General features: G+C 48.7%; 18 protein-coding genes. 17 read left to right on the top strand and 1 reads right to left on the bottom strand.

Annotation, left to right across the window (positions count from 1 at the left end; all coding sequences use genetic code 11):
• The first annotated feature begins 139 nt into the window (after positions 1-139).
• The 13 genes from asnC (at position 140) to A7983_RS07715 (ending at position 11658) form a co-directional block, all read left to right on the top strand.
• Positions 140-601 (top strand): transcriptional regulator AsnC, encoded by a 462-nt coding sequence (asnC, locus tag A7983_RS07775; protein ID WP_005976531.1) that lies wholly within the window; start codon positions 140-142, stop codon positions 599-601.
• Between the two features lie 89 nt (positions 602-690).
• Positions 691-1134 carry an FMN-binding protein MioC gene (gene mioC, locus A7983_RS07770; RefSeq protein ID WP_005976533.1) on the top strand — a complete coding sequence of 148 codons (444 nt, stop codon included), beginning with the start codon at positions 691-693 and terminating at the stop codon, positions 1132-1134.
• 391 nt (positions 1135-1525) lie between these two features.
• Positions 1526-3415, top strand: coding sequence for a tRNA uridine-5-carboxymethylaminomethyl(34) synthesis enzyme MnmG (gene mnmG, locus A7983_RS07765; protein WP_005976535.1), 1890 nt, complete (start codon positions 1526-1528; stop codon positions 3413-3415).
• An 82-nt stretch (positions 3416-3497) separates the two neighbouring features.
• Entirely contained in the window at positions 3498-4118 is a 621-nt protein-coding gene (gene rsmG, locus A7983_RS07760; protein ID WP_005976537.1) for a 16S rRNA (guanine(527)-N(7))-methyltransferase RsmG, read from the top strand.
• 623 nt (positions 4119-4741) lie between these two features.
• On the top strand, positions 4742-5125 hold the full coding sequence (atpI, locus tag A7983_RS07755) for a F0F1 ATP synthase subunit I (RefSeq protein ID WP_005976539.1): 384 nt from the start codon (positions 4742-4744) through the stop codon (positions 5123-5125).
• Between the two features lie 22 nt (positions 5126-5147).
• Positions 5148-5948, top strand: coding sequence for a F0F1 ATP synthase subunit A (gene atpB, locus A7983_RS07750; protein WP_005976541.1), 801 nt, complete (start codon positions 5148-5150; stop codon positions 5946-5948).
• Positions 5949-5997: 49 nt separating this feature from the next.
• The gene (atpE, locus tag A7983_RS07745; protein WP_005976545.1) at positions 5998-6237 is read left to right on the top strand and encodes a F0F1 ATP synthase subunit C; all 240 of its coding nucleotides are present in this window, start codon (positions 5998-6000) and stop codon (positions 6235-6237) included.
• A 63-nt stretch (positions 6238-6300) separates the two neighbouring features.
• Positions 6301-6771: a F0F1 ATP synthase subunit B gene (gene atpF, locus A7983_RS07740; protein WP_005976547.1), complete on the top strand. Its 471-nt coding sequence runs from the start codon at positions 6301-6303 to the stop codon at positions 6769-6771.
• A gap of 14 nt (positions 6772-6785) precedes the next feature.
• Positions 6786-7319 carry a F0F1 ATP synthase subunit delta gene (gene atpH / locus A7983_RS07735; RefSeq protein ID WP_005976548.1) on the top strand — a complete coding sequence of 178 codons (534 nt, stop codon included), beginning with the start codon at positions 6786-6788 and terminating at the stop codon, positions 7317-7319.
• 12 nt (positions 7320-7331) lie between these two features.
• Entirely contained in the window at positions 7332-8873 is a 1542-nt protein-coding gene (gene atpA, locus A7983_RS07730; protein WP_005976551.1) for a F0F1 ATP synthase subunit alpha, read from the top strand.
• Between the two features lie 52 nt (positions 8874-8925).
• Positions 8926-9789, top strand: a complete 864-nt coding sequence (gene atpG / locus A7983_RS07725; protein WP_005976554.1) for a F0F1 ATP synthase subunit gamma — start codon at positions 8926-8928, stop codon at positions 9787-9789.
• Positions 9790-9836: 47 nt separating this feature from the next.
• Complete coding sequence (gene atpD, locus A7983_RS07720; protein WP_005976556.1) at positions 9837-11219, top strand: F0F1 ATP synthase subunit beta; 1383 nt, start codon at positions 9837-9839, stop codon at positions 11217-11219.
• Between the two features lie 19 nt (positions 11220-11238).
• Positions 11239-11658: a F0F1 ATP synthase subunit epsilon gene (locus A7983_RS07715; RefSeq protein ID WP_005976558.1), complete on the top strand. Its 420-nt coding sequence runs from the start codon at positions 11239-11241 to the stop codon at positions 11656-11658.
• 252 nt (positions 11659-11910) lie between these two features.
• Here A7983_RS07715 and pelX read toward each other — a convergent pair whose 3' ends face one another.
• The gene (pelX, locus tag A7983_RS07710) at positions 11911-14145 is read right to left on the bottom strand and encodes a pectate disaccharide-lyase PelX (RefSeq protein ID WP_005976560.1); all 2235 of its coding nucleotides are present in this window, start codon (positions 14143-14145) and stop codon (positions 11911-11913) included.
• A gap of 313 nt (positions 14146-14458) precedes the next feature.
• Between pelX and glmU the strand changes: the two genes are divergently transcribed.
• The 4 genes from glmU (at position 14459) to A7983_RS07690 (ending at position 19667) form a co-directional block, all read left to right on the top strand.
• Positions 14459-15829 carry a bifunctional UDP-N-acetylglucosamine diphosphorylase/glucosamine-1-phosphate N-acetyltransferase GlmU gene (gene glmU / locus A7983_RS07705; protein ID WP_005976562.1) on the top strand — a complete coding sequence of 457 codons (1371 nt, stop codon included), beginning with the start codon at positions 14459-14461 and terminating at the stop codon, positions 15827-15829.
• Positions 15830-16020: 191 nt separating this feature from the next.
• Complete coding sequence (gene glmS / locus A7983_RS07700; protein ID WP_005976564.1) at positions 16021-17853, top strand: glutamine--fructose-6-phosphate transaminase (isomerizing); 1833 nt, start codon at positions 16021-16023, stop codon at positions 17851-17853.
• Between the two features lie 268 nt (positions 17854-18121).
• Positions 18122-18511 carry a hypothetical protein gene (locus tag A7983_RS07695; RefSeq protein ID WP_005976566.1) on the top strand — a complete coding sequence of 130 codons (390 nt, stop codon included), beginning with the start codon at positions 18122-18124 and terminating at the stop codon, positions 18509-18511.
• Between the two features lie 88 nt (positions 18512-18599).
• A complete protein-coding gene (locus A7983_RS07690) occupies positions 18600-19667 on the top strand; it encodes a methyltransferase (protein ID WP_005976567.1) in 1068 nt (355 codons plus the stop codon).
• Positions 19668-19682: the final 15 nt, after the last annotated feature.

Below are 19682 nucleotides of genomic sequence, written 5' to 3'. Positions count from 1 at the left end.
ATTTATCGTATTTAGTTATTCATTAAGCAATATAAACCGCCAGTCATTCAATAATCTTATGGATAAATTGCACTTGTGCTTTTAATCCGTCATTTTATAGCGGTATAAAATCATTATTCGCTAAAATAGGAGGCTCAAAGTGGCAGAAATTTATCAGATCGATAATCTCGATCGCGGCATTCTTTCAGCTTTAATGGAAAATGCGCGCACGCCTTACGCAGAATTGGCAAAACAGTTTTCCGTTAGTCCGGGCACGATCCACGTTAGGGTCGAAAAAATGAAACAGGCGGGCATCATTATCGGCACACGTCTGGACGTGAATCCAAAACAACTGGGCTATGACGTCTGTTGCTTTATCGGCATCATTCTAAAAAGTGCTAAAGACTATCCCTCAGCGCTGGAAAGACTGAATAATCTGGAAGAAGTGGTCGAGGCCTACTACACGACTGGGCATTACAGCATCTTTATTAAAGTCATGTGTCGTTCGATCGAAGCACTGCAACATGTACTTATCAACAAGATCCAAACAATTGATGAAATTCAGTCCACTGAAACACTCATCTCCTTGCAAAACCCCATCATGCGGACGATCGCACCATAATATTTTTTTCCTATACCCATATTATCCACAGGTAGATCCCAGCCAGATCACAGCGTACAATGTCCCGTCTTTTATCGGATGGGATCGCTATGGCAGATATTACCTTAATCAGTGGCAGTACCCTTGGCAGCGCCGAATATGTAGCAGAGCATTTGGCTGAACTGCTGGAAAAGGATGATTTTTCCACTGAAATTCTCCATGGTCCTATGCTCGATGCACTACCTGAAAGCGGTATATGGCTAGTGGTGACGTCTACGCATGGTGCAGGGGAGTTCCCTGACAACCTGAAACCACTATTTGAACAGTTGGAACAGCAAAAGCCCGATCTTTCTCAGGTGAGTTTTGGTGCAGTCGGGATCGGTAGTAAAGAGTACGATACTTTTTGTGGCGCGATCCAAACGACGGATCGTGTACTCGTTCAATTAGGTGCTAAACGGATCGGTGAAATCCTCGAGATCGACATCACCCAGCATCAGATTCCAGAAGATCCAGCAGAAGAATGGCTAGGATCGTGGGTTAATTTACTCAAATGAGATGAAATATTCAGCAGTTGAATGTGGATAACTATGCTTAATTCAGGTGTAAAAGCAGTAGTTATCCCAATAACAACCCGAGTATGTTTTTTGTCCTGTGCATAAACCCGCATTAAGATCCCAGCTTATACTGGCTAGGATCACCGATCATTCACAGGTAAGGATCATCGCCATTCTCTTGATCTTTAATATGAATAATCACTTATCCACACAACATGACGATCCTAATAAGAGATCTAATAAAGAGATCTTTAAATAAAAAGATCTTTCTTTAATTAACGAGGATCCAACGGACTTGGTCCTTGGCTCAAAGTTGAGTAGAATCCTCCACCCCAGGGCAAATAACGATCGTTCACCACTCATCATTCGCAATAATGCGAGGAGCAGTACCATGTTTTATCCAGATCCATTTGACGTCATCGTGATCGGTGGCGGTCATGCCGGAACAGAAGCTGCGATGGCTTCTGCCCGAATGGGCCAACAGACGCTTTTACTCACACACAATATTGATACGCTGGGACAAATGTCTTGTAACCCGGCGATCGGCGGTATTGGAAAAGGTCATCTGGTTAAAGAGATCGATGCCATGGGAGGGTTGATGGCGCGTGCTGTCGACCAGGCAGGTATACAGTTTAGGATACTAAACAGCAGTAAAGGCCCAGCAGTCAGAGCGACGCGCGCACAAGCGGATCGCGTGCTCTATCGTCAAGCGGTTCGCACCGCTCTGGAGAATCAGCCAAACCTGACGATCTTCCAGCAGGCTGTTGACGATCTGATTGTCGAAAACGATCGCGTCGTTGGTGCGGTTACCCAGATGGGGCTAAAATTTCGTGCGAAAGCCGTGGTACTAACCGTAGGTACTTTCCTTGACGGCAAGATCCACATCGGACTAGATAACTACAGCGGTGGACGAGCAGGCGATCCGCCGTCTATTCCTCTTGCACGCCGCTTGCGTGAACTACCTCTGCGCGTCAACCGCCTGAAAACCGGTACACCACCACGTATTGACGCCAGAACGATCGATTTTAGCGTGCTGGCGCAACAGCACGGTGACAACCCAATGCCGGTTTTTTCATTCCTAGGTAACGCAAGCCAGCATCCAGCGCAAATGCCGTGTTACATCACGCATACCAATGAGAAAACCCATGATGTGATCCGTAATAATCTGGATCGTAGCCCGATGTATGCCGGGATCATCGAAGGGATCGGTCCTCGCTATTGCCCCTCGATCGAAGACAAAGTCATGCGTTTTGCCGATCGAAACACCCATCAGATCTTTCTTGAACCTGAAGGGCTGACGAGCAACGAAATTTATCCCAACGGGATCTCTACCAGTTTACCGTTTGACGTCCAGTGGCAAATTGTTCGCTCAATGACAGGGATGGAAAATGCGCGCATCGTTCGTCCTGGCTATGCCATTGAGTACGATTTCTTTGATCCTCGCGATCTGAAGCCTACGCTGGAAAATAAACACGTCCATGGCCTGTTCTTTGCAGGGCAAATCAACGGGACAACAGGGTATGAAGAAGCGGCGGCACAGGGCATGCTGGCAGGGCTGAATGCAGCGCGATTAGCTGCCGATAAAGAAGGCTGGTCACCACGTCGCGATCAAGCCTATCTTGGCGTGCTGGTTGACGATCTCTGTACGCTGGGTACCAAAGAACCTTACCGTATGTTTACATCGCGCGCTGAATATCGTCTGATGCTGCGTGAAGATAACGCCGATCTGCGTTTGACTGAAATAGGTCGTGAGTTAGGGATGGTCGACGATCGTCGCTGGGCACATTTCAACGAGAAGCTTGAAAGTATTGAGAAAGAGCGCCAGCGCCTGCGTGACATTCACGTTCATCCTCAATCTGAGCAGTTAGACCAAATCAATTCGTTGCTGAAAACGCCGTTGTCGCGTGAAGCGAACGGTGAAGAACTGCTACGTCGCCCAGAAGTGGATTACCTTCAGCTCACTGCGCTACCGCTGTTTGCCCCAGGGTTAGCCGATGAGCAGGCTGCAGAACAGGTTGAAATCCAAGTCAAATATGAAGGGTATATTGCTCGTCAGCAGGATGAAATTGAGAAACAGTTACGCAATGAAAATGCGCTTCTACCTGTCGATCTGGATTACAAGCAGGTAAATGGATTATCCAACGAGGTTATTGCCAAGCTGAACGATCACAAACCGTCGTCTATCGGTCAAGCCTCGCGTATTTCTGGCATTACGCCAGCGGCGATCTCAATTCTGCTTATCTGGCTTAAAAAACAGGGTCTGCTGCGCCGCAGCGCCTGATTTAAGATAAACTTATCCCCTAAATAGCCGGTTATCCGGCTATTTTTATTATTAACCTTATATTTTTCATCGGGATCTTATTGTGCGCAACACACTCGATAATCTGCTAAATGCGGCTGGCATTGTGATTTCAGACAAGCAAAAAAATCTTCTGATACAGTATGTTGACATGCTGAATAAGTGGAACAAAGCTTATAACCTGACGTCTGTACGCGATCCGCAGCAAATGCTGGTCCGCCACATCATGGACAGTATCGTGGTTGAGCCACATTTAAGCGGACAACGTTTTATCGATGTGGGGACGGGCCCTGGATTACCGGGGATCCCGCTAGCGATTGTTCGCCCTGAGTCGCATTTTACCTTACTGGATAGCCTCGGTAAGCGTGTGCGCTTCCTGCGTCAGGTACAGCATGAGCTACAGCTTGAGAACATCACGCCAGTGCAGAGTCGCGTTGAGGCATTTCCGGCAGAGCCGCCTTTTGATGGCGTGATAAGCCGCGCATTTGCCTCTTTGCAGGACATGATTAGCTGGTGTGGTCATCTTCCCGCCAGACCAACAGGACGGTTTTATGCCCTGAAAGGCGTACTTCCAGAGGATGAATTGTCATCATTGCCACAAGGTGTCCTATTGGATCAGGTCGTTCGCTTATCTGTCCCCGATCTGGAAGGTGAGCGCCATTTGGTCGTGCTTAAACCAAACTAATTTTGTTTTTTATCAAAAAAATTATAACTAAATATTGCGTGTCAGGTTGCCACCTTGTTTATCGGTGGCATCATTCCAGAATGCATTGCGATCACTGAAATTTTACATCTTCGTTTTTTCAGCGTCGGCCTTTTACTTTCGCACTGAATAATAACGAGAGAAAATAAATCATTGGCATCAAAATTTGGTTATTTTTGTGTTAATTGAGTAAAAAAAAGATATCAATAATGTCAATAGATAGTTTAAAGCTTGTTTGTTGCGTTTTTTGAATAGATGTCTTTGTAAGTTATTGAAGTTAAATTAAATAAATGATTTTTTTTGCTAAAGACAAAAAAAAAACTGTTCTGTTATAAATGGTCGTAAATCCCTTTATGTGAGTCATATCACAGATTAGAGGCCTTTAGGCATTAATTGCATCAGAGATGAACTGGGGGGATTGTTAGCAAAAATGGGGCTTCAGAAAGAAATTTAAATAATTGTTCACCTTTTGGCTACTTATCGATTGAATTCGCAGGTGTGACCCGTATAATTTGCTCGTTTTTTGCTGCTTGACTCAGTGGTGTAAAGGCAGTTCTATACGTCATTCGGTATACCTCTGAAAAGGTACGGAGAGAGCAAACGTCATGCCTGTATCCCTTTACAGCGGAAAAGCGGCCTTAAGGCTGCTGTTGTTACAGTTAGTGACTTTTGCTTTGTTGAGTGCTGTTTTCAGCCTCAATAGCGTCAACGCTGCCGTTTCTGCATTAGGCGGAGGATTGGCAGCCTGGTTACCGAATGTCTTGTTTGTGCTGTTTGCCTTGCGTCATCAATCACACAAACCTGCTGATGGACGTGTGGCTTGGTCGTTCGCGATTGGCGAGGCGCTTAAGGTATTTATCACCATTGCACTGTTAGTGGTGGCGTTAGGCGTGTTTAAAGCGGCATTTTTTCCGCTTGGCCTGACTTATTTATCGGTGCTGGTTATGCAGATCGTGGCACCCGTCGTAATTAATCGTTACCGTAATTAACAACAAAAGGGTAAGAGACATCATGGCTGCTGGAGAAATCTCTACTCCGCAAGAGTATATCGGTCACCACTTGCACCATTTGCAGGTAGGGACGGGCTTTTGGTCGATCAACGTCGATTCGATGTTTTTCTCCATCACTCTTGGGATCCTCTTTCTGGTTATCTTCCACCGCGTAGCTAAACGTGCGACCAGCGGTGTGCCAGGTAAGCTGCAAACGGCCGTCGAACTGGTTATCGGTTTCGTTGACGGTACCGTGCGCGATATGTTCCATGGCAAAAGCAAACTGATTGCTCCTCTGGCACTGACCATTTTCGTCTGGGTTTTCCTGATGAATATGATGGATCTGCTGCCTATCGATCTGTTGCCACAAATCTGGGCTGGGGTCTACAGCCTGCTAGGATACGATCCGGCGCATGCTTATCTGCGCGCAGTGCCGACGGCTGACGTGAACATCACGTTGTCTATGGCGCTTGGGGTGTTTATCCTGGTGTTGTTCTACAGCATCAAAATGAAAGGTCTCGGTGGTTTTGTTAAAGAACTGACCATGCAGCCGTTCAACCATCCAGTATTTATTCCTATCAACCTGATTCTTGAAGGTGTCAGCCTGCTGTCCAAACCTATTTCCTTAGGCTTGCGACTGTTTGGCAATATGTATGCGGGTGAGTTGATCTTCATCCTGATTGCCGGTCTGTTGCCGTGGTGGTCACAATGGTTGTTAAATGTGCCTTGGGCTATTTTCCACATTTTGATTATTACGCTTCAGGCTTTTATTTTCATGGTTCTGACGGTTGTTTATCTCTCGATGGCATCTGAAGAGCATTGATTTTCTTTCAACAAATAACGTTTTTAACTGAAACAAACTGGAGACTGTCATGGAAAACCTGAGTGTGGATCTGCTGTACATGGCTGCCGCGTTAATGATGGGTTTGGCGGCAATCGGTGCTGCGATCGGTATCGGCATTCTGGGTGGTAAATTCTTGGAAGGTGCTGCTCGTCAGCCTGACCTGATTCCTTTACTGCGTACACAGTTCTTTATCGTCATGGGTCTGGTTGACGCCATCCCAATGATCGCTGTTGGTCTGGGGCTGTATGTGATGTTTGCGGTGGCCTAAGCGGAATGTTTTCTGCTGAGGTTAAAACATCAACTTATTTAACTTTGAAAGAGGCATTGTGCTGTGAATATTAATGCAACAATCCTCGGCCAGGCCATTGCGTTCGTCCTGTTTGTCTGGTTCTGCATGAAGTTTGTATGGCCGCCGATGATGGCAGCCATCGAGAAACGTCAAAAAGAAATTGCTGACGGTCTTGCTTCTGCTGAACGTGCCAAAAAAGATTTGAACTTGGCTCAGGCCAATGCGACAGATCAACTGAAAAAAGCCAAAGCGGATGCTCAGGTTATCATTGAGCAGGCGAACAAACGCCGTGCTCAGATCCTGGATGAGGCGAAAGTTGAAGCGGAAGCTGAACGTAACAAGATTGTGGCGCAGGCGCAGGCTGAAATCGAAGCCGAACGTAAGCGTGCTCGTGAAGAGTTGCGTAAGCAAGTTGCCGTATTGGCGATTGCCGGTGCCGAGAAAATTATTGAACGTTCCGTGGATGAAGCTGCTAACAGCGACATCGTTGATAAACTGGTCGCTGAACTGTAAGGAGGGAGGGGCTGATGTCTGAATTTGTCACGGTAGCTCGCCCCTACGCCAAAGCAGCTTTTGACTTTGCGGTTGAGAATCAGGCCTTGGATCGCTGGCAGAACATGCTGGCGTTTTCGGCCGAAGTAGCGCGCAATGAACAAATTGCCGAATTGCTTTCTGGTGCAGTAGCACCGATTGAGCTGTCGAAAACGTTCATTGCCGTTTGTGGTGATCAACTTGATGAAGCCGGTCAGAACCTGATTAAGGTGATGGCCGAGAACGGACGTTTACCGGTGCTTACTGAAGTACTGGAGCAATTTATTCAACTGCGGGCAGCACTAGAATCGACGGTTGACGTCGATGTGATTTCTGCCAACACGTTGAATGAGCAGCAGCTATCAAAAATCGCTGTCGCTATGGAAAAACGTCTGTCACGCAAAGTGAAGCTGAATTGCAAAATTGATAAGTCTGTCATGGCCGGCGTGGTTATTCGCGCGGGCGATATGGTGATAGATGGCAGCATTCGCGGTCGTCTGGAACGTCTGGCAGACGTCTTGCAGTCTTAAGGGGACTGGAGCATGCAACTGAATTCCACCGAAATCAGCGAACTGATCAAGCAGCGCATTGCTCAGTTCAATGTGGTGAGCGAAGCTCACAATGAAGGTACTATTGTTTCCGTCAGTGACGGAATCATCCGCGTCCACGGTCTGGCAGACGTGATGCAGGGGGAGATGATCTCTCTGCCGGGTAACCGTTATGCGATCGCACTAAACCTGGAGCGCGACTCCGTTGGTGCGGTAGTCATGGGGCCGTATGCGGATCTGGCTGAAGGCATGAAAGTAAAATGCACCGGCCGTATTCTTGAAGTTCCGGTTGGCCGTGGCCTGTTGGGTCGCGTGGTCAACACGCTGGGCGCACCGATTGACGGTAAAGGCGCACTGGATCATGACGGTTTCTCTGCGGTTGAAGCGATAGCGCCTGGCGTTATCGAACGTCAGTCCGTTGATGAGCCGGTACAAACGGGCTATAAGTCCGTTGATGCCATGATTCCAATTGGTCGTGGTCAGCGTGAGCTGATTATCGGTGACCGTCAGACGGGTAAAACCGCACTGGCCATCGACGCCATCATCAACCAGCGTGATTCCGGTATCAAATGTGTGTACGTTGCTATCGGCCAGAAAGCCTCCACGATTTCTAACGTGGTGCGTAAACTGGAAGAGCATGGCGCACTGGAAAACACCATTGTCGTCGTCGCTACTGCGTCCGAGTCTGCCGCTCTGCAATATCTGGCACCGTATGCCGGTTGTGCGATGGGTGAGTACTTCCGTGACCGTGGTGAAGATGCGCTGATTATTTATGATGACCTGTCTAAACAGGCCGTTGCTTATCGTCAGATTTCTCTGCTGCTCCGTCGTCCGCCAGGTCGTGAAGCTTATCCTGGTGACGTTTTCTATCTCCACTCCCGTTTGCTGGAGCGTGCATCGCGTGTTAACGCCGATTACGTTGAAGCATTCACCAAGGGTGAAGTGAAAGGGAAAACCGGTTCGTTGACGGCTCTGCCAATCATCGAAACGCAAGCGGGTGACGTTTCTGCGTTCGTTCCGACCAACGTAATTTCGATTACCGATGGTCAGATCTTCCTGGAATCCAACCTGTTTAACGCCGGTATTCGTCCTGCGGTTAACCCAGGGATCTCCGTATCCCGTGTGGGTGGTGCAGCACAGACCAAGATCATGAAAAAACTGTCCGGTGGTATTCGTACCGCACTGGCACAGTACCGTGAGCTGGCTGCGTTCTCTCAGTTCGCTTCCGATCTTGATGATGCAACCCGTAAGCAGTTGAGCCACGGTCAGAAAGTGACCGAGCTGTTGAAACAGAAACAGTATGCGCCGATGTCTGTCGCACAGCAGTCTCTGGTTCTGTTTGCGGCGGAACGTGGTTATCTGGAAGATGTTGAGCTGTCGAAAGTCGGTAGCTTTGAAGCGGCACTGTTGGCTTACGCTGACCGTGAGCATGGCGAACTTCTGCAACAAATCGACCAGACTGGCGCTTATAACGATGAGATCGAGGGCAAGTTTAAAGGCATCCTCGATACTTTTAAGGCAACCCAGTCCTGGTAACGCCCGGTGGCCTGCTGTAAAGCAGGCCGCAAGGCTTTGAGGAGAAGCAAAGATGGCCGGCGCAAAAGAGATACGTAGTAAGATCGCAAGCGTCCAAAATACGCAGAAGATCACCAAAGCAATGGAAATGGTCGCCGCTTCCAAAATGCGTAAATCGCAGGATCGTATGGCGGCCAGCCGTCCTTATGCGGAAACCATACGCAATGTGATTGGTCACCTTGCGTTAGGAAATCTGGAATATAAACACCCGTACCTGGAAGAACGCGACGTTAAGCGCGTTGGGTATTTGGTGGTGTCTACTGACCGTGGCCTGTGTGGTGGTTTGAACATTAACCTGTTCAAAAAACTGCTGGCTGATATGAAATCCTGGAGCGACAAAGGCGTTGAAACTGATTTAGCGCTGATTGGTTCCAAAGCGGTCTCTTTCTTCGGTTCAGTAGGCGGAAACATTGTTGCTCAAGTTACCGGTATGGGGGATAACCCTTCCGTATCAGAACTGATCGGCCCGGTTAAAGTTATGCTGCAAGCCTATGATGAAGGTCGTCTGGACAAGCTGTATATCGTAAGCAACAAGTTTATCAATACCATGTCTCAGGAACCGCTTGTTGTTCAAGTGTTACCGTTACCGCCTTCGGATGACGGTGAGTTGAAGAAGAAAGCCTGGGATTACCTGTATGAACCCGATCCTAAGTCGCTGCTGGATACCCTGCTGCGCCGTTATGTAGAGTCTCAGGTTTATCAGGGCGTCGTAGAAAATCTGGCTAGTGAGCAGGCCGCGCGAATGGTTGCGATGAAAGCCGCGACCGATAACGGCGGTAGCCTGATCAAAGAGCTGCAGTTGGTATACAACAAGGCTCGTCAGGCCAGCATTACCCAGGAACTCACCGAAATCGTCGGGGGAGCCTCCGCGGTTTAAAGCAGGTTTACGAATTACGTATTGTCGAATTACGTAGAGGATTCAAGATGGCTACTGGAAAGATTATCCAGGTAATCGGCGCCGTGGTGGACGTCGAGTTCCCGCAAGATGCCGTACCGAAGGTGTACGATGCGCTTGAGGTAGAGAACGGCGCTGAGAAACTGGTGCTGGAAGTGCAGCAGCAGTTGGGCGGCGGTATTGTTCGTTGTATCGCAATGGGTTCTTCTGACGGCCTGCGTCGCGGGTTGAACGTGAATAACCTGGACCACCCGATCGAAGTACCGGTAGGTAAAGCAACGCTGGGTCGTATTATGAACGTGTTGGGTGATCCCATCGACATGAAAGGCGACATCGGCGAAGAAGAGCGTTGGGCTATTCACCGCGCGGCTCCGAGCTATGAAGAGCTGTCAAACTCACAGGAACTGCTGGAAACCGGCATCAAGGTTATCGACCTGATGTGTCCGTTTGCCAAGGGCGGTAAAGTGGGTCTGTTCGGTGGTGCGGGCGTAGGTAAAACCGTAAACATGATGGAGCTGATCCGTAACATCGCGATCGAGCACTCCGGTTACTCCGTGTTTGCCGGTGTGGGTGAGCGTACTCGTGAAGGGAACGACTTCTACCACGAAATGACCGACTCCAACGTAATCGATAAAGTATCACTGGTTTATGGCCAGATGAACGAGCCACCAGGTAACCGTCTGCGCGTAGCATTGACCGGTCTGACTATGGCGGAAAAATTCCGTGATGAAGGCCGTGACGTACTGCTGTTCGTCGATAACATTTACCGTTATACCCTGGCCGGTACGGAAGTATCCGCACTGCTGGGCCGTATGCCTTCTGCGGTAGGTTATCAGCCGACGCTGGCGGAAGAGATGGGTGTTCTGCAAGAACGTATCACCTCAACCAAAACCGGTTCTATCACCTCCGTTCAGGCCGTTTACGTTCCTGCGGATGACTTGACTGACCCGTCACCAGCCACTACCTTTGCTCACTTGGATGCAACCGTGGTACTGAGCCGTCAGATCGCTTCTCTGGGTATCTACCCGGCCGTTGACCCGCTGGACTCCACCAGCCGTCAGTTGGATCCGCTGGTTGTTGGTCAGGAACACTATGATGTTGCTCGTGGCGTGCAGTCTATTCTGCAACGTTATCAGGAACTGAAAGACATCATCGCGATTCTGGGTATGGACGAGCTGTCTGAAGAAGACAAACTGGTGGTATCCCGTGCGCGTAAGATTCAGCGCTTCCTGTCTCAGCCGTTCTTTGTTGCTGAAGTATTTACCGGTTCTCCGGGCAAATACGTTTCCCTGAAAGACACCATCCGTGGCTTTAAAGGGATTATGGAAGGCGAGTACGACCACCTGCCAGAGCAGGCGTTCTACATGGTTGGTTCCATCGACGAAGTCGTGGAAAAAGCCAAGAAACTGTAACGCCTTGTAGGAGGGTGACATGGCTATGACTTACCATCTGGATGTCGTGAGTGCGGAACAGCAAATGTTCTCCGGTCTGGTGCAGAAGATCCAGGTAACGGGGAGCGAAGGCGAACTGGGTATTTATCCGGGACATGCCCCTCTGCTCACTGCCATTAAACCGGGTATGATTCGTATCGTTAAGCAGCACGGTGAAGAAGAGTATATCTACCTTTCTGGTGGCGTCCTTGAGGTGCAGCCGAATATGGTTACCGTACTGTCCGATACCGCTATTCGTGGACAGGATTTGGATGAAGCCCGCGCGTTGGAAGCGAAACGCAAAGCAGAAGACCATATCCGTAATTCGCATGGTGATGTGGATTATGCTCAGGCTTCCGCAGAACTGACTAAAGCGATTGCGAAACTGCGAGTTATCGAGCTGACCAGAAAAGCGATGTAACAGATAAGCTTGCAATAATTGAAGGCCAGTCAGGTTCACACTGACTGGCCTTTTTGCATTTAAGTCGATGTTATACATAGATATAAAAAATGCCTGCAAGAGCAGCAGGCATTTTGTTGAAGTCATGCTGGTCACTTAAGCCCATTATTAGGGGAAACACAGGGGGAGGTTCCCGTAGGGGCGCCTCACCCCTGTGGTCGCCCCGTGTATCTCTATGCTTAAACGATCGACATTACATTTTTTCGAAAAGGCTTACTTTTTCTTCAGAAAGTCGCCAAGGACCAGATTGCCTTTGGCATCACGTGTAAACGTCTCCGGGACGACAACCGACACGAAGTTATTTACTGTGACTTCCTTACCCTGTGCGTTAACGGAGCGGTCGCCTTTGATGAAGTAGTTGGTGTTATCGATATTGCCGACAACCGCATCATCATATTTACCTGCTTTGGTTTTCAGTGAAACGTTGTTCTTGAAGACGCCTTGTTTTTCCGGGCCAGAGTAAGGGCTTGGGCGGAAAATGAAGTTAAAGCGTTCGTTATCTAACGCGATGTTGTCTTCAACGATCAGTGCACCTGGGTTGAAGTTGTCAGTGAAACCATCAAGCTTGTTACCCACGGCAATGCTGTGTTTAACCTGATGCGCCACCGGCTGACCTTCGCCACCCATTTTGAAGCCGTTGCTGGTGTTGTTCATGGCAATTGAATTCTCGATCACCACAACGCCGTTTGCGCCGTCTTCAATTTTGTTAAACAGGTCGAAGCCGTCATCGATGTTGTTGTGTGAGAACGCGCCGCGGATCACGTTACCTTCACCGACACGCATTTTCACCGCAAAGCCGTCGGCGTTAATTTTACCTGGGTCTTGGTTGCTGTGAGATTCTGAGTTCAGGATCAGGTTATGGCTGGCCCACAGCGGTCTGCCTACATCGGCCGTCGAGGTTACCTGAATACCGGTATCGTCAGCGTGGTGCGCCAGAACGCGTTCGATGGTGTTGTAGCTCCCTTCGATACGGAACGGTTTCTCGGTGATTTCAATCCCTTTAACATGCCAATAGCTTGCCTTCAGTTGCAAGCCATGGATGACGGCTTTATTACCGACAGTAAACAGATTCTTGACGGCTTTTTGCTGGCCGCTGGCGCTGACAGGGATTTCAGCCGCGCTGTAATCGCCATCGTTGAGCCAAATGGTGCCGCCTGCTGGCAGAGCGGCGACGGCGCTAGCTAAATCGAGCGGTGCTTTTTTACTGCCGTCGTTGCTGGCTGCACCTTGTGGCGAAACATACAGATTTTTTGCGTCTGCATAAGCCACTTTTTCAACCTTGAACGTGCTCTCTTTTACCGCTTTATCATCCCCATCTGCAGGCTGGTAAGCGAGCTTGAATTCAGCACTATTACCGGCAATTTTCGCTGGCAGAGAGAACGTCTCGCCTGCTTTTACCTGCTTGGCATCACCCAGAGATTTACCGTCTTGTGAAACGGCGATCGTACCGTTGTAGTTGGCTTTGGCCTGTACAACATAGTGTTCGCTGGTGGTTTTAGGCGATGACATCACCTGTAGCTGCGGATCGTAAGCCTTGGCTTTAAATTCCGGTGAGGCTTTGGTTTGCGCTGGTGTCGTTGTCAACTGTGCATTGCTGACGATGATTTTGGCGTTACGGGAGGCAAAGAAGCCGACGTAGTAGTGGTCTTTGTCCAGCTTGGTGACGACGTCCGCGCCTTTGACTTCTTTTGATACCCAGTTATCTGTGCCTTTCGGTGCATAAGAGGTAATGAAGCCGTCGTTGGTGCGCTCTAGTTTCAGACGGAAAGTCGGTGTCTGCTCCAGATTGACATTTTCCTGGTAGCTGGTTTTGGTAATTTTTGCGCCCGCATTGCCCCATGGCTGTGTTACGCCATTACGCAAAATAGCCTGTAATTTGATTTCGGTATGAGATTTTTTATCCTGCGTCATGATGGCATTCATCACTATGTTGGATGCCGCAGGAAATTCTTCATACCCTTCTTTCAACGGTTCCTGGCGCGGTACACCGATAATATCGCGCACCAGAATACCTGCCCCTTCCTGAGCCGCAGGCTTGGCACCATTTTCTGGCCCAAATTGTTCCACGGTAATATCAGACTGAAGCGTAAAATTCACATTGGCAGGTAGCTGCGTATAGAAGAACGTCAACCCATCATGGGTATTGGCAATCTTTCCGCCACGACTCTCAATCGTGATAGGTGCGGACAAATCTACATTGTCTCCCGGTGCTAACTTCTTACCGTTAATTGTGACATCATTAACACCAATTTTTTCCGGCAGAACATTGGATGAAAAGTTTACGTCTGTTGATTGACCAAAGGCGATACCATGCCAGACGGGGGTTGATTCTGTCGCGGCGTGTGCACTGAAGCTGAAGAGTAATGCATTCGTCAACGCGACGGCTGCGAGGCGTGAAGAACGGTGTTTCCGTACAGAATCACATTTTTGTGAAGAACAACGTTTCATTGTGTCTCCTTCGTTATTGAATTATTCGCCCGCGTATATTGCTATAAATGAAACGCTGTTTCTTTTGTGTGTGTCACAAATAGAAATACTTAAAAACAAAGTCTGTTTTTTATAAAACCCCGTGCCATTTCTGTTGTTGAGGCACACATTCTTTCCTCATGTTTATTCGCAGTTTTGCGAGCGACTTTCAGAAAAAGCTCACTAAAAATTATCTGTGTTATGCCGGAATTTCGGTAAACTTGAGTCATTCAGGCCGTCATCGGTTGGTCATTTTTATTCTGCGGGGCAGTGGCTTCGTATTGTCAGGATGCTTATGTCAAATAGTGCTATGAGTGTGGTGATCCTCGCTGCGGGGAAAGGAACCCGTATGTATTCCGATCTTCCTAAAGTGTTACATCAACTGGCGGGCAAGCCGATGGTTCAGCATGTTATTGATGCGGCCATGACGATAGGCGCACAGCATGTTCATCTGGTATACGGCCACGGCGGCGATTTATTAAAACGTGAATTGACCGATCCGGCATTGAACTGGGTGCTGCAGGCGGAACAGTTGGGAACCGGCCATGCGATGCAGCAAGCTGCCCCTCATTTTGCTGATGATGAAGATATCCTGATGTTATATGGCGATGTGCCGCTGATTTCGTCACAAACGCTGGGGCGTTTACGTGATGCTAAGCCGCGGGGCGGTATCGGACTGTTGACGGTGAAACTGAACGATCCGACGGGCTATGGGCGGATTGTGCGTGAAAAAGGTGCTGTAGTCGGGATTGTCGAGCACAAAGATGCTAGCGAAGCACAGCGCCAGATTAACGAGATTAATACCGGCATATTGATTGCCAACGGAAAAGACTTGAAGCGTTGGTTAAGCCAGTTGAACAACAGCAACGCACAGGGCGAATTTTATATCACCGACATTATTGCGATGGCGGCAGAAGAAGGCCAGCGCGTTGAAGCGGTCCATCCCGAACGGCTGAGCGAAGTTGAAGGCGTTAATAATCGCCTGCAACTGTCGGCGCTGGAGCGGGTTTATCAGCGTGAACAAGCGGATAAATTGCTGTTGGCTGGTGTTATGCTGCTTGATCCGGCGCGATTTGATCTGCGTGGTGAACTGACTCATGGCCGTGATGTGGTGATTGATGTCAATGTGGTTGTGGAAGGCCATGTTCAACTCGGCAACCGAGTGAAAATCGGTGCAGGCTGTGTGATCAAAAACTGCATCATTGGCGATGATTGCGAGATTAGCCCTTATTCCGTACTGGAAGATGCCGTGCTGGAAGCGCAGTGCACCGTTGGGCCATTTGCCCGTTTGCGCCCTGGATCTGAACTGGCTGAGGGGGCGCACGTTGGCAATTTTGTTGAACTGAAAAAAGCGCGTCTGGGGAAAGGCTCGAAAGCGGGACACCTTAGCTATTTAGGTGATGCGGATATCGGTTCCGGTGTTAATATTGGTGCGGGAACGATCACCTGTAATTATGACGGTGCGAATAAACACAAAACGATTATTGGTGACGATGTGTTTGTTGGTTCGGATACGCAACTTGTGGCACCTGTCACCGTTGCCAACGGTGCGACTATCGGTGCGGGAACGACGGTGACACGCGATGTGGCTGAGAACGAACTGGTGATCAGCCGTGTGAAGCAGAAGCATATTTCCGAGTGGCAACGTCCGATGAAGAAGAAATAGTCGTTGAATGATATACCTCCGCTTGTTGCGGAGGTTGTTTTGTCCTGTGCTTTGACCGATCCCAGAGTACAAAACAAAACATAATAATCCCCAACTCTCTACAAGGCTCGGGGAACCCGGAAAAACCGGAACAATCAGGTCTAAGACATCCCAGGTGACACAATATGTCACTTTTATAGGAATACACATCGATGTGTGGAATTGTAGGCGCAGTTGCGCAACGTGATGTTGCTGAAATTTTGTTGGAAGGTTTACGCCGTCTTGAGTATCGCGGCTATGACTCTGCGGGGCTGGCGGTTGTTGATGGCGAAGGACATGTCGCCCGTTTACGCCGTCTGGGTAAAGTACAGGTGTTGTCTCAGGCTGCTGATGAGCATGATCTGCACGGCGGCACCGGTATCGCCCATACCCGCTGGGCAACGCACGGTGAACCTTCTGAAGAGAACGCACACCCGCATGTTTCTGAACATATCACTATCGTCCATAACGGCATTATCGAAAACCACGAGCCGCTGCGTGAACTGATGATCGGTCGCGGCTATCGTTTTGTTTCTGAGACCGATACGGAAGTGGTTGCCCATCTGGTTCATTTTGAACAGAAACAGAATGGCGGAACGCTGGTTGACGTCGTTAAGCGTGTTATCCCACAATTGCGCGGTGCCTATGGCATGGTGGTGTTGGATAACCTCGATCCAAGCGTATTGGTTGCTGCGCGCTCTGGTAGCCCGCTGGTGATTGGTCGTGGTGTGGGTGAGAACTTCATTGCCTCCGATCAGCTAGCATTATTGCCTGTGACTCGCCGCTTCATGTTCCTGGAAGAAGGCGACGTGGCGGAAATCACCCGTCGTGACGTGCGCGTGTTTGATAAATCAGGCCAACTTGCTACACGCGAAGAAATTGAATCAAAAGTGAATTACGATGCCGGTGACAAAGGCGCGTATCGTCACTATATGCAGAAAGAGATCTACGAACAGCCGATGGCGATTAAGAACACCCTTGAAGGGCGTTTCAGCCACGGCGAGATCAATCTTTCTGAACTTGGCCCGAAAGCGGATGAACTGCTGGCGAAGGTTGAGCACGTTCAGATTATTGCCTGCGGGACGTCTTACAACTCCGGTATGGTTTCCCGCTACTGGTTTGAAGCGCTGGCGGGGATTCCGTGCGACGTAGAAATCGCTTCCGAGTTCCGCTATCGCAAACCTGCTGTGCGTAAGAACAGCCTGATGATTACCCTGTCTCAGTCCGGTGAAACGGCGGATACACTGGCGGCGCTGCGTTTGTCCAAAGAACTGGGCTATCTGGGGTCGTTGGCTATCTGTAACGTTGCGGGTTCCTCGCTGGTGCGTGAATCCGATCTGGCACTGATGACCAAAGCTGGCGTAGAGATTGGTGTGGCCTCGACCAAAGCCTTCACTACCCAGCTTACCGTTTTGCTGATGCTGGTGGCTCGTGTTGGCCGTCTGCGCGGTATGGATGCGCAGATTGAGCATGACATCGTTCATGGTTTGCAGGCGCTGCCAGCGCGTATTGAGCAGATGCTGTCCCAAGACAAGCTCATTGAATCTCTGGCGGAAGGTTTCTCTGACAAGCACCATGCGCTGTTCCTTGGCCGTGGCGATCAGTATCCGATCGCAATGGAAGGGGCGTTGAAGCTGAAAGAGATCTCTTACATTCATGCTGAAGCCTATGCGGCGGGCGAGCTGAAACACGGCCCGCTGGCGCTGATTGATGCAGATATGCCGGTTGTCGTGGTTGCCCCGAACAACGAACTGTTGGAGAAATTGAAATCCAACATCGAAGAAGTTCGGGCGCGTGGTGGCGAGTTGTATGTCTTCGCCGACGAAGATGCTGGTTTCACCAGCAGCGAAAATATGAAGATTATTCCGCTGCCGCATATCGAAGAAGTTATTGCACCAATCTTCTACACGGTACCGTTGCAGTTGCTGTCTTATCACGTCGCGCTGATTAAAGGCACAGATGTCGATCAGCCGCGTAACCTGGCGAAATCCGTTACTGTAGAGTAACTTCCGATATTTTATTGGTTATTACTGTCCGCCTTATGTTTATCGACATAAGGCGGATTTTTTATATCCACTTTTTAATTGTGCTTATTACTCTGCTTTCACCGCACCGCGATTTTTTGGTAAAAATCTGAATCTTGAAATCACGTTTTTTTTGTCAAGCTATCTTTATTTTGTGTAAAATAGTTTTAATGGTGCATTAATTTTACATCTTGCATCAGAAACGAATTCTTTTTTTTTTGCAGTGATGTTTTTGTTTGATAGGGATTTTATGAAAAAACAGATTATTTTCGCCACTTTAGTCTCTGTTCTTATATTGACTGGTTGTGCTGAGCGTACAGTTCCGGTAGCGAATGTGACCCAGTCCATCACTGGGCAGCACTCTACTGAACAGGTAAAGAATGCCATTATTGAAGCAGGGCAAAAGCGTAAGTGGGCGATGACTCAGGCTTATGTCGGTGCGATTGATGGTCGTCTGGTTCAGCGTAGCCATGTGGCAAATGTTCGCATTACCTATTCGCAAACCAGTTATTCCATCAGCTATGTTGGAAGTGAGAATTTGTTGGCGGGAGGTGGGAAGATTCACCGAAATTATAATAATTGGATAAAAAACCTGGATCATGAAATCCAATTAACGCTTGCCAGCCAACAGATTAAATAATTTTAAGAGTCAGATATCTTCTTGATGTCCGACTCTATTTTTATTGCTCTTTTCTGATCGTATTTGTCCGACCTCAAGGGAAAAGTCAGTGTACTACGGATATGACAAAGATAATGTCAGCGCTCTGGATGCTATTACAGAAGCGCAGCGAATTGCGTTTGCTCCCATGCTGTTTCAGGCCGCTATCAATCTGCGTAACCACGGTATTTTGGATTTTTTGGATAAGCGCGGCCAGCAGGGCGCAAATCTCGATGAGATTGTTGCTATCACCTCATTAAATCACTACGCCGTTGAGCTCCTGCTGGATGTCGGGCTAAGTGGTCGCATTATTATTCAGAAAGATGAACAGTACGTTCTGGCTAAGATTGGTCATTATCTGCTTCATGACCGCATGACGCGCGTTAACATGGATTTTACTCAGGATGTCTGTTATCAGGGGATGTTTTACCTTGATGAAGCCTTGTCAAAAAATGAACCTTCTGGATTAAAAGTTTTTGGTGAATGGCCAACAATCTATCCGGCATTAAGCCAACTCCCGCCGCAGGCAAAAGAGAGTTGGTTTGCGTTCGATCATTTCTATTCCGATGCTGCTTTTGACGCTGCCTTGCCACATGTTTTCCAGCTCAAGCCAAAACATCTATACGATGTTGGTGGGAACACGGGTAAATGGGCGATGCGGTGCTATGACTACGATCGTGACGTGAACATTACGATCCTGGATTTGCCGGAGCAAATTGCTCTCGCAACAGAAAATATCAAAGAAGCAGAGAAGTCTGACCGTATTCAGGGCTGCGCTGTTGATATGCTTTCTGATTGCCCATTGCCAGATGAAGCGGATGTATGGTGGATGAGCCAGTTCCTCGACTGTTTCAGCGAAGAACACATCGTGGCTATCTTGCGTAAAATTGCCGACGTGATGAAGCCGGATGCCAGAGTCTGTATTTTGGAGATTTTCTGGGATCGTCAACGGTGGGAAGCGGGTGCTTTTAGCCTGAATGCCTCTTCGCTCTATTTTACCTGTCTTGCCAATGGCACTAGCCGTTTCTATGCGGCCAAACGATTTTTACCCTTGTTAGAACAGGCTGGATTTATCGTTGAAAATCAAATCGACAATATAGGTGTTGGTCACACGCTGCTGATTTGTAAAAAGCAATAATAAAATAGCGGACGT

This window comes from Pectobacterium wasabiae CFBP 3304, from assembly GCF_001742185.1.
Taxonomy (GTDB): Bacteria; Pseudomonadota; Gammaproteobacteria; order Enterobacterales; family Enterobacteriaceae; genus Pectobacterium; species Pectobacterium wasabiae.
This window is presented reverse-complemented; position numbering and strand designations above follow the sequence as displayed.

Excerpts from the sequence above, each read along its gene's own strand:
- glmU (WP_005976562.1), top strand. The coding sequence starts at position 14,459 with ATGTCAAATAGTGCTATGAGTGTGGTGATCCTCGCTGCGGGGAAAGGA.
- glmS (WP_005976564.1), top strand. The coding sequence starts at position 16,021 with ATGTGTGGAATTGTAGGCGCAGTTGCGCAACGTGATGTTGCTGAAATT.
- atpB (WP_005976541.1), top strand. The coding sequence starts at position 5,148 with ATGGCTGCTGGAGAAATCTCTACTCCGCAAGAGTATATCGGTCACCAC.
- mnmG (WP_005976535.1), top strand. The coding sequence starts at position 1,526 with ATGTTTTATCCAGATCCATTTGACGTCATCGTGATCGGTGGCGGTCAT.
- atpA (WP_005976551.1), top strand. The coding sequence starts at position 7,332 with ATGCAACTGAATTCCACCGAAATCAGCGAACTGATCAAGCAGCGCATT.
- A7983_RS07695 (WP_005976566.1), top strand. The coding sequence starts at position 18,122 with ATGAAAAAACAGATTATTTTCGCCACTTTAGTCTCTGTTCTTATATTG.
- atpI (WP_005976539.1), top strand. The coding sequence starts at position 4,742 with ATGCCTGTATCCCTTTACAGCGGAAAAGCGGCCTTAAGGCTGCTGTTG.
- atpD (WP_005976556.1), top strand. The coding sequence starts at position 9,837 with ATGGCTACTGGAAAGATTATCCAGGTAATCGGCGCCGTGGTGGACGTC.
- atpG (WP_005976554.1), top strand. The coding sequence starts at position 8,926 with ATGGCCGGCGCAAAAGAGATACGTAGTAAGATCGCAAGCGTCCAAAAT.
- mioC (WP_005976533.1), top strand. The coding sequence starts at position 691 with ATGGCAGATATTACCTTAATCAGTGGCAGTACCCTTGGCAGCGCCGAA.
- A7983_RS07715 (WP_005976558.1), top strand. The coding sequence starts at position 11,239 with ATGGCTATGACTTACCATCTGGATGTCGTGAGTGCGGAACAGCAAATG.
- atpH (WP_005976548.1), top strand. The coding sequence starts at position 6,786 with ATGTCTGAATTTGTCACGGTAGCTCGCCCCTACGCCAAAGCAGCTTTT.
- atpE (WP_005976545.1), top strand. The coding sequence starts at position 5,998 with ATGGAAAACCTGAGTGTGGATCTGCTGTACATGGCTGCCGCGTTAATG.
- pelX (WP_005976560.1), bottom strand. The coding sequence starts at position 14,145 with ATGAAACGTTGTTCTTCACAAAAATGTGATTCTGTACGGAAACACCGT.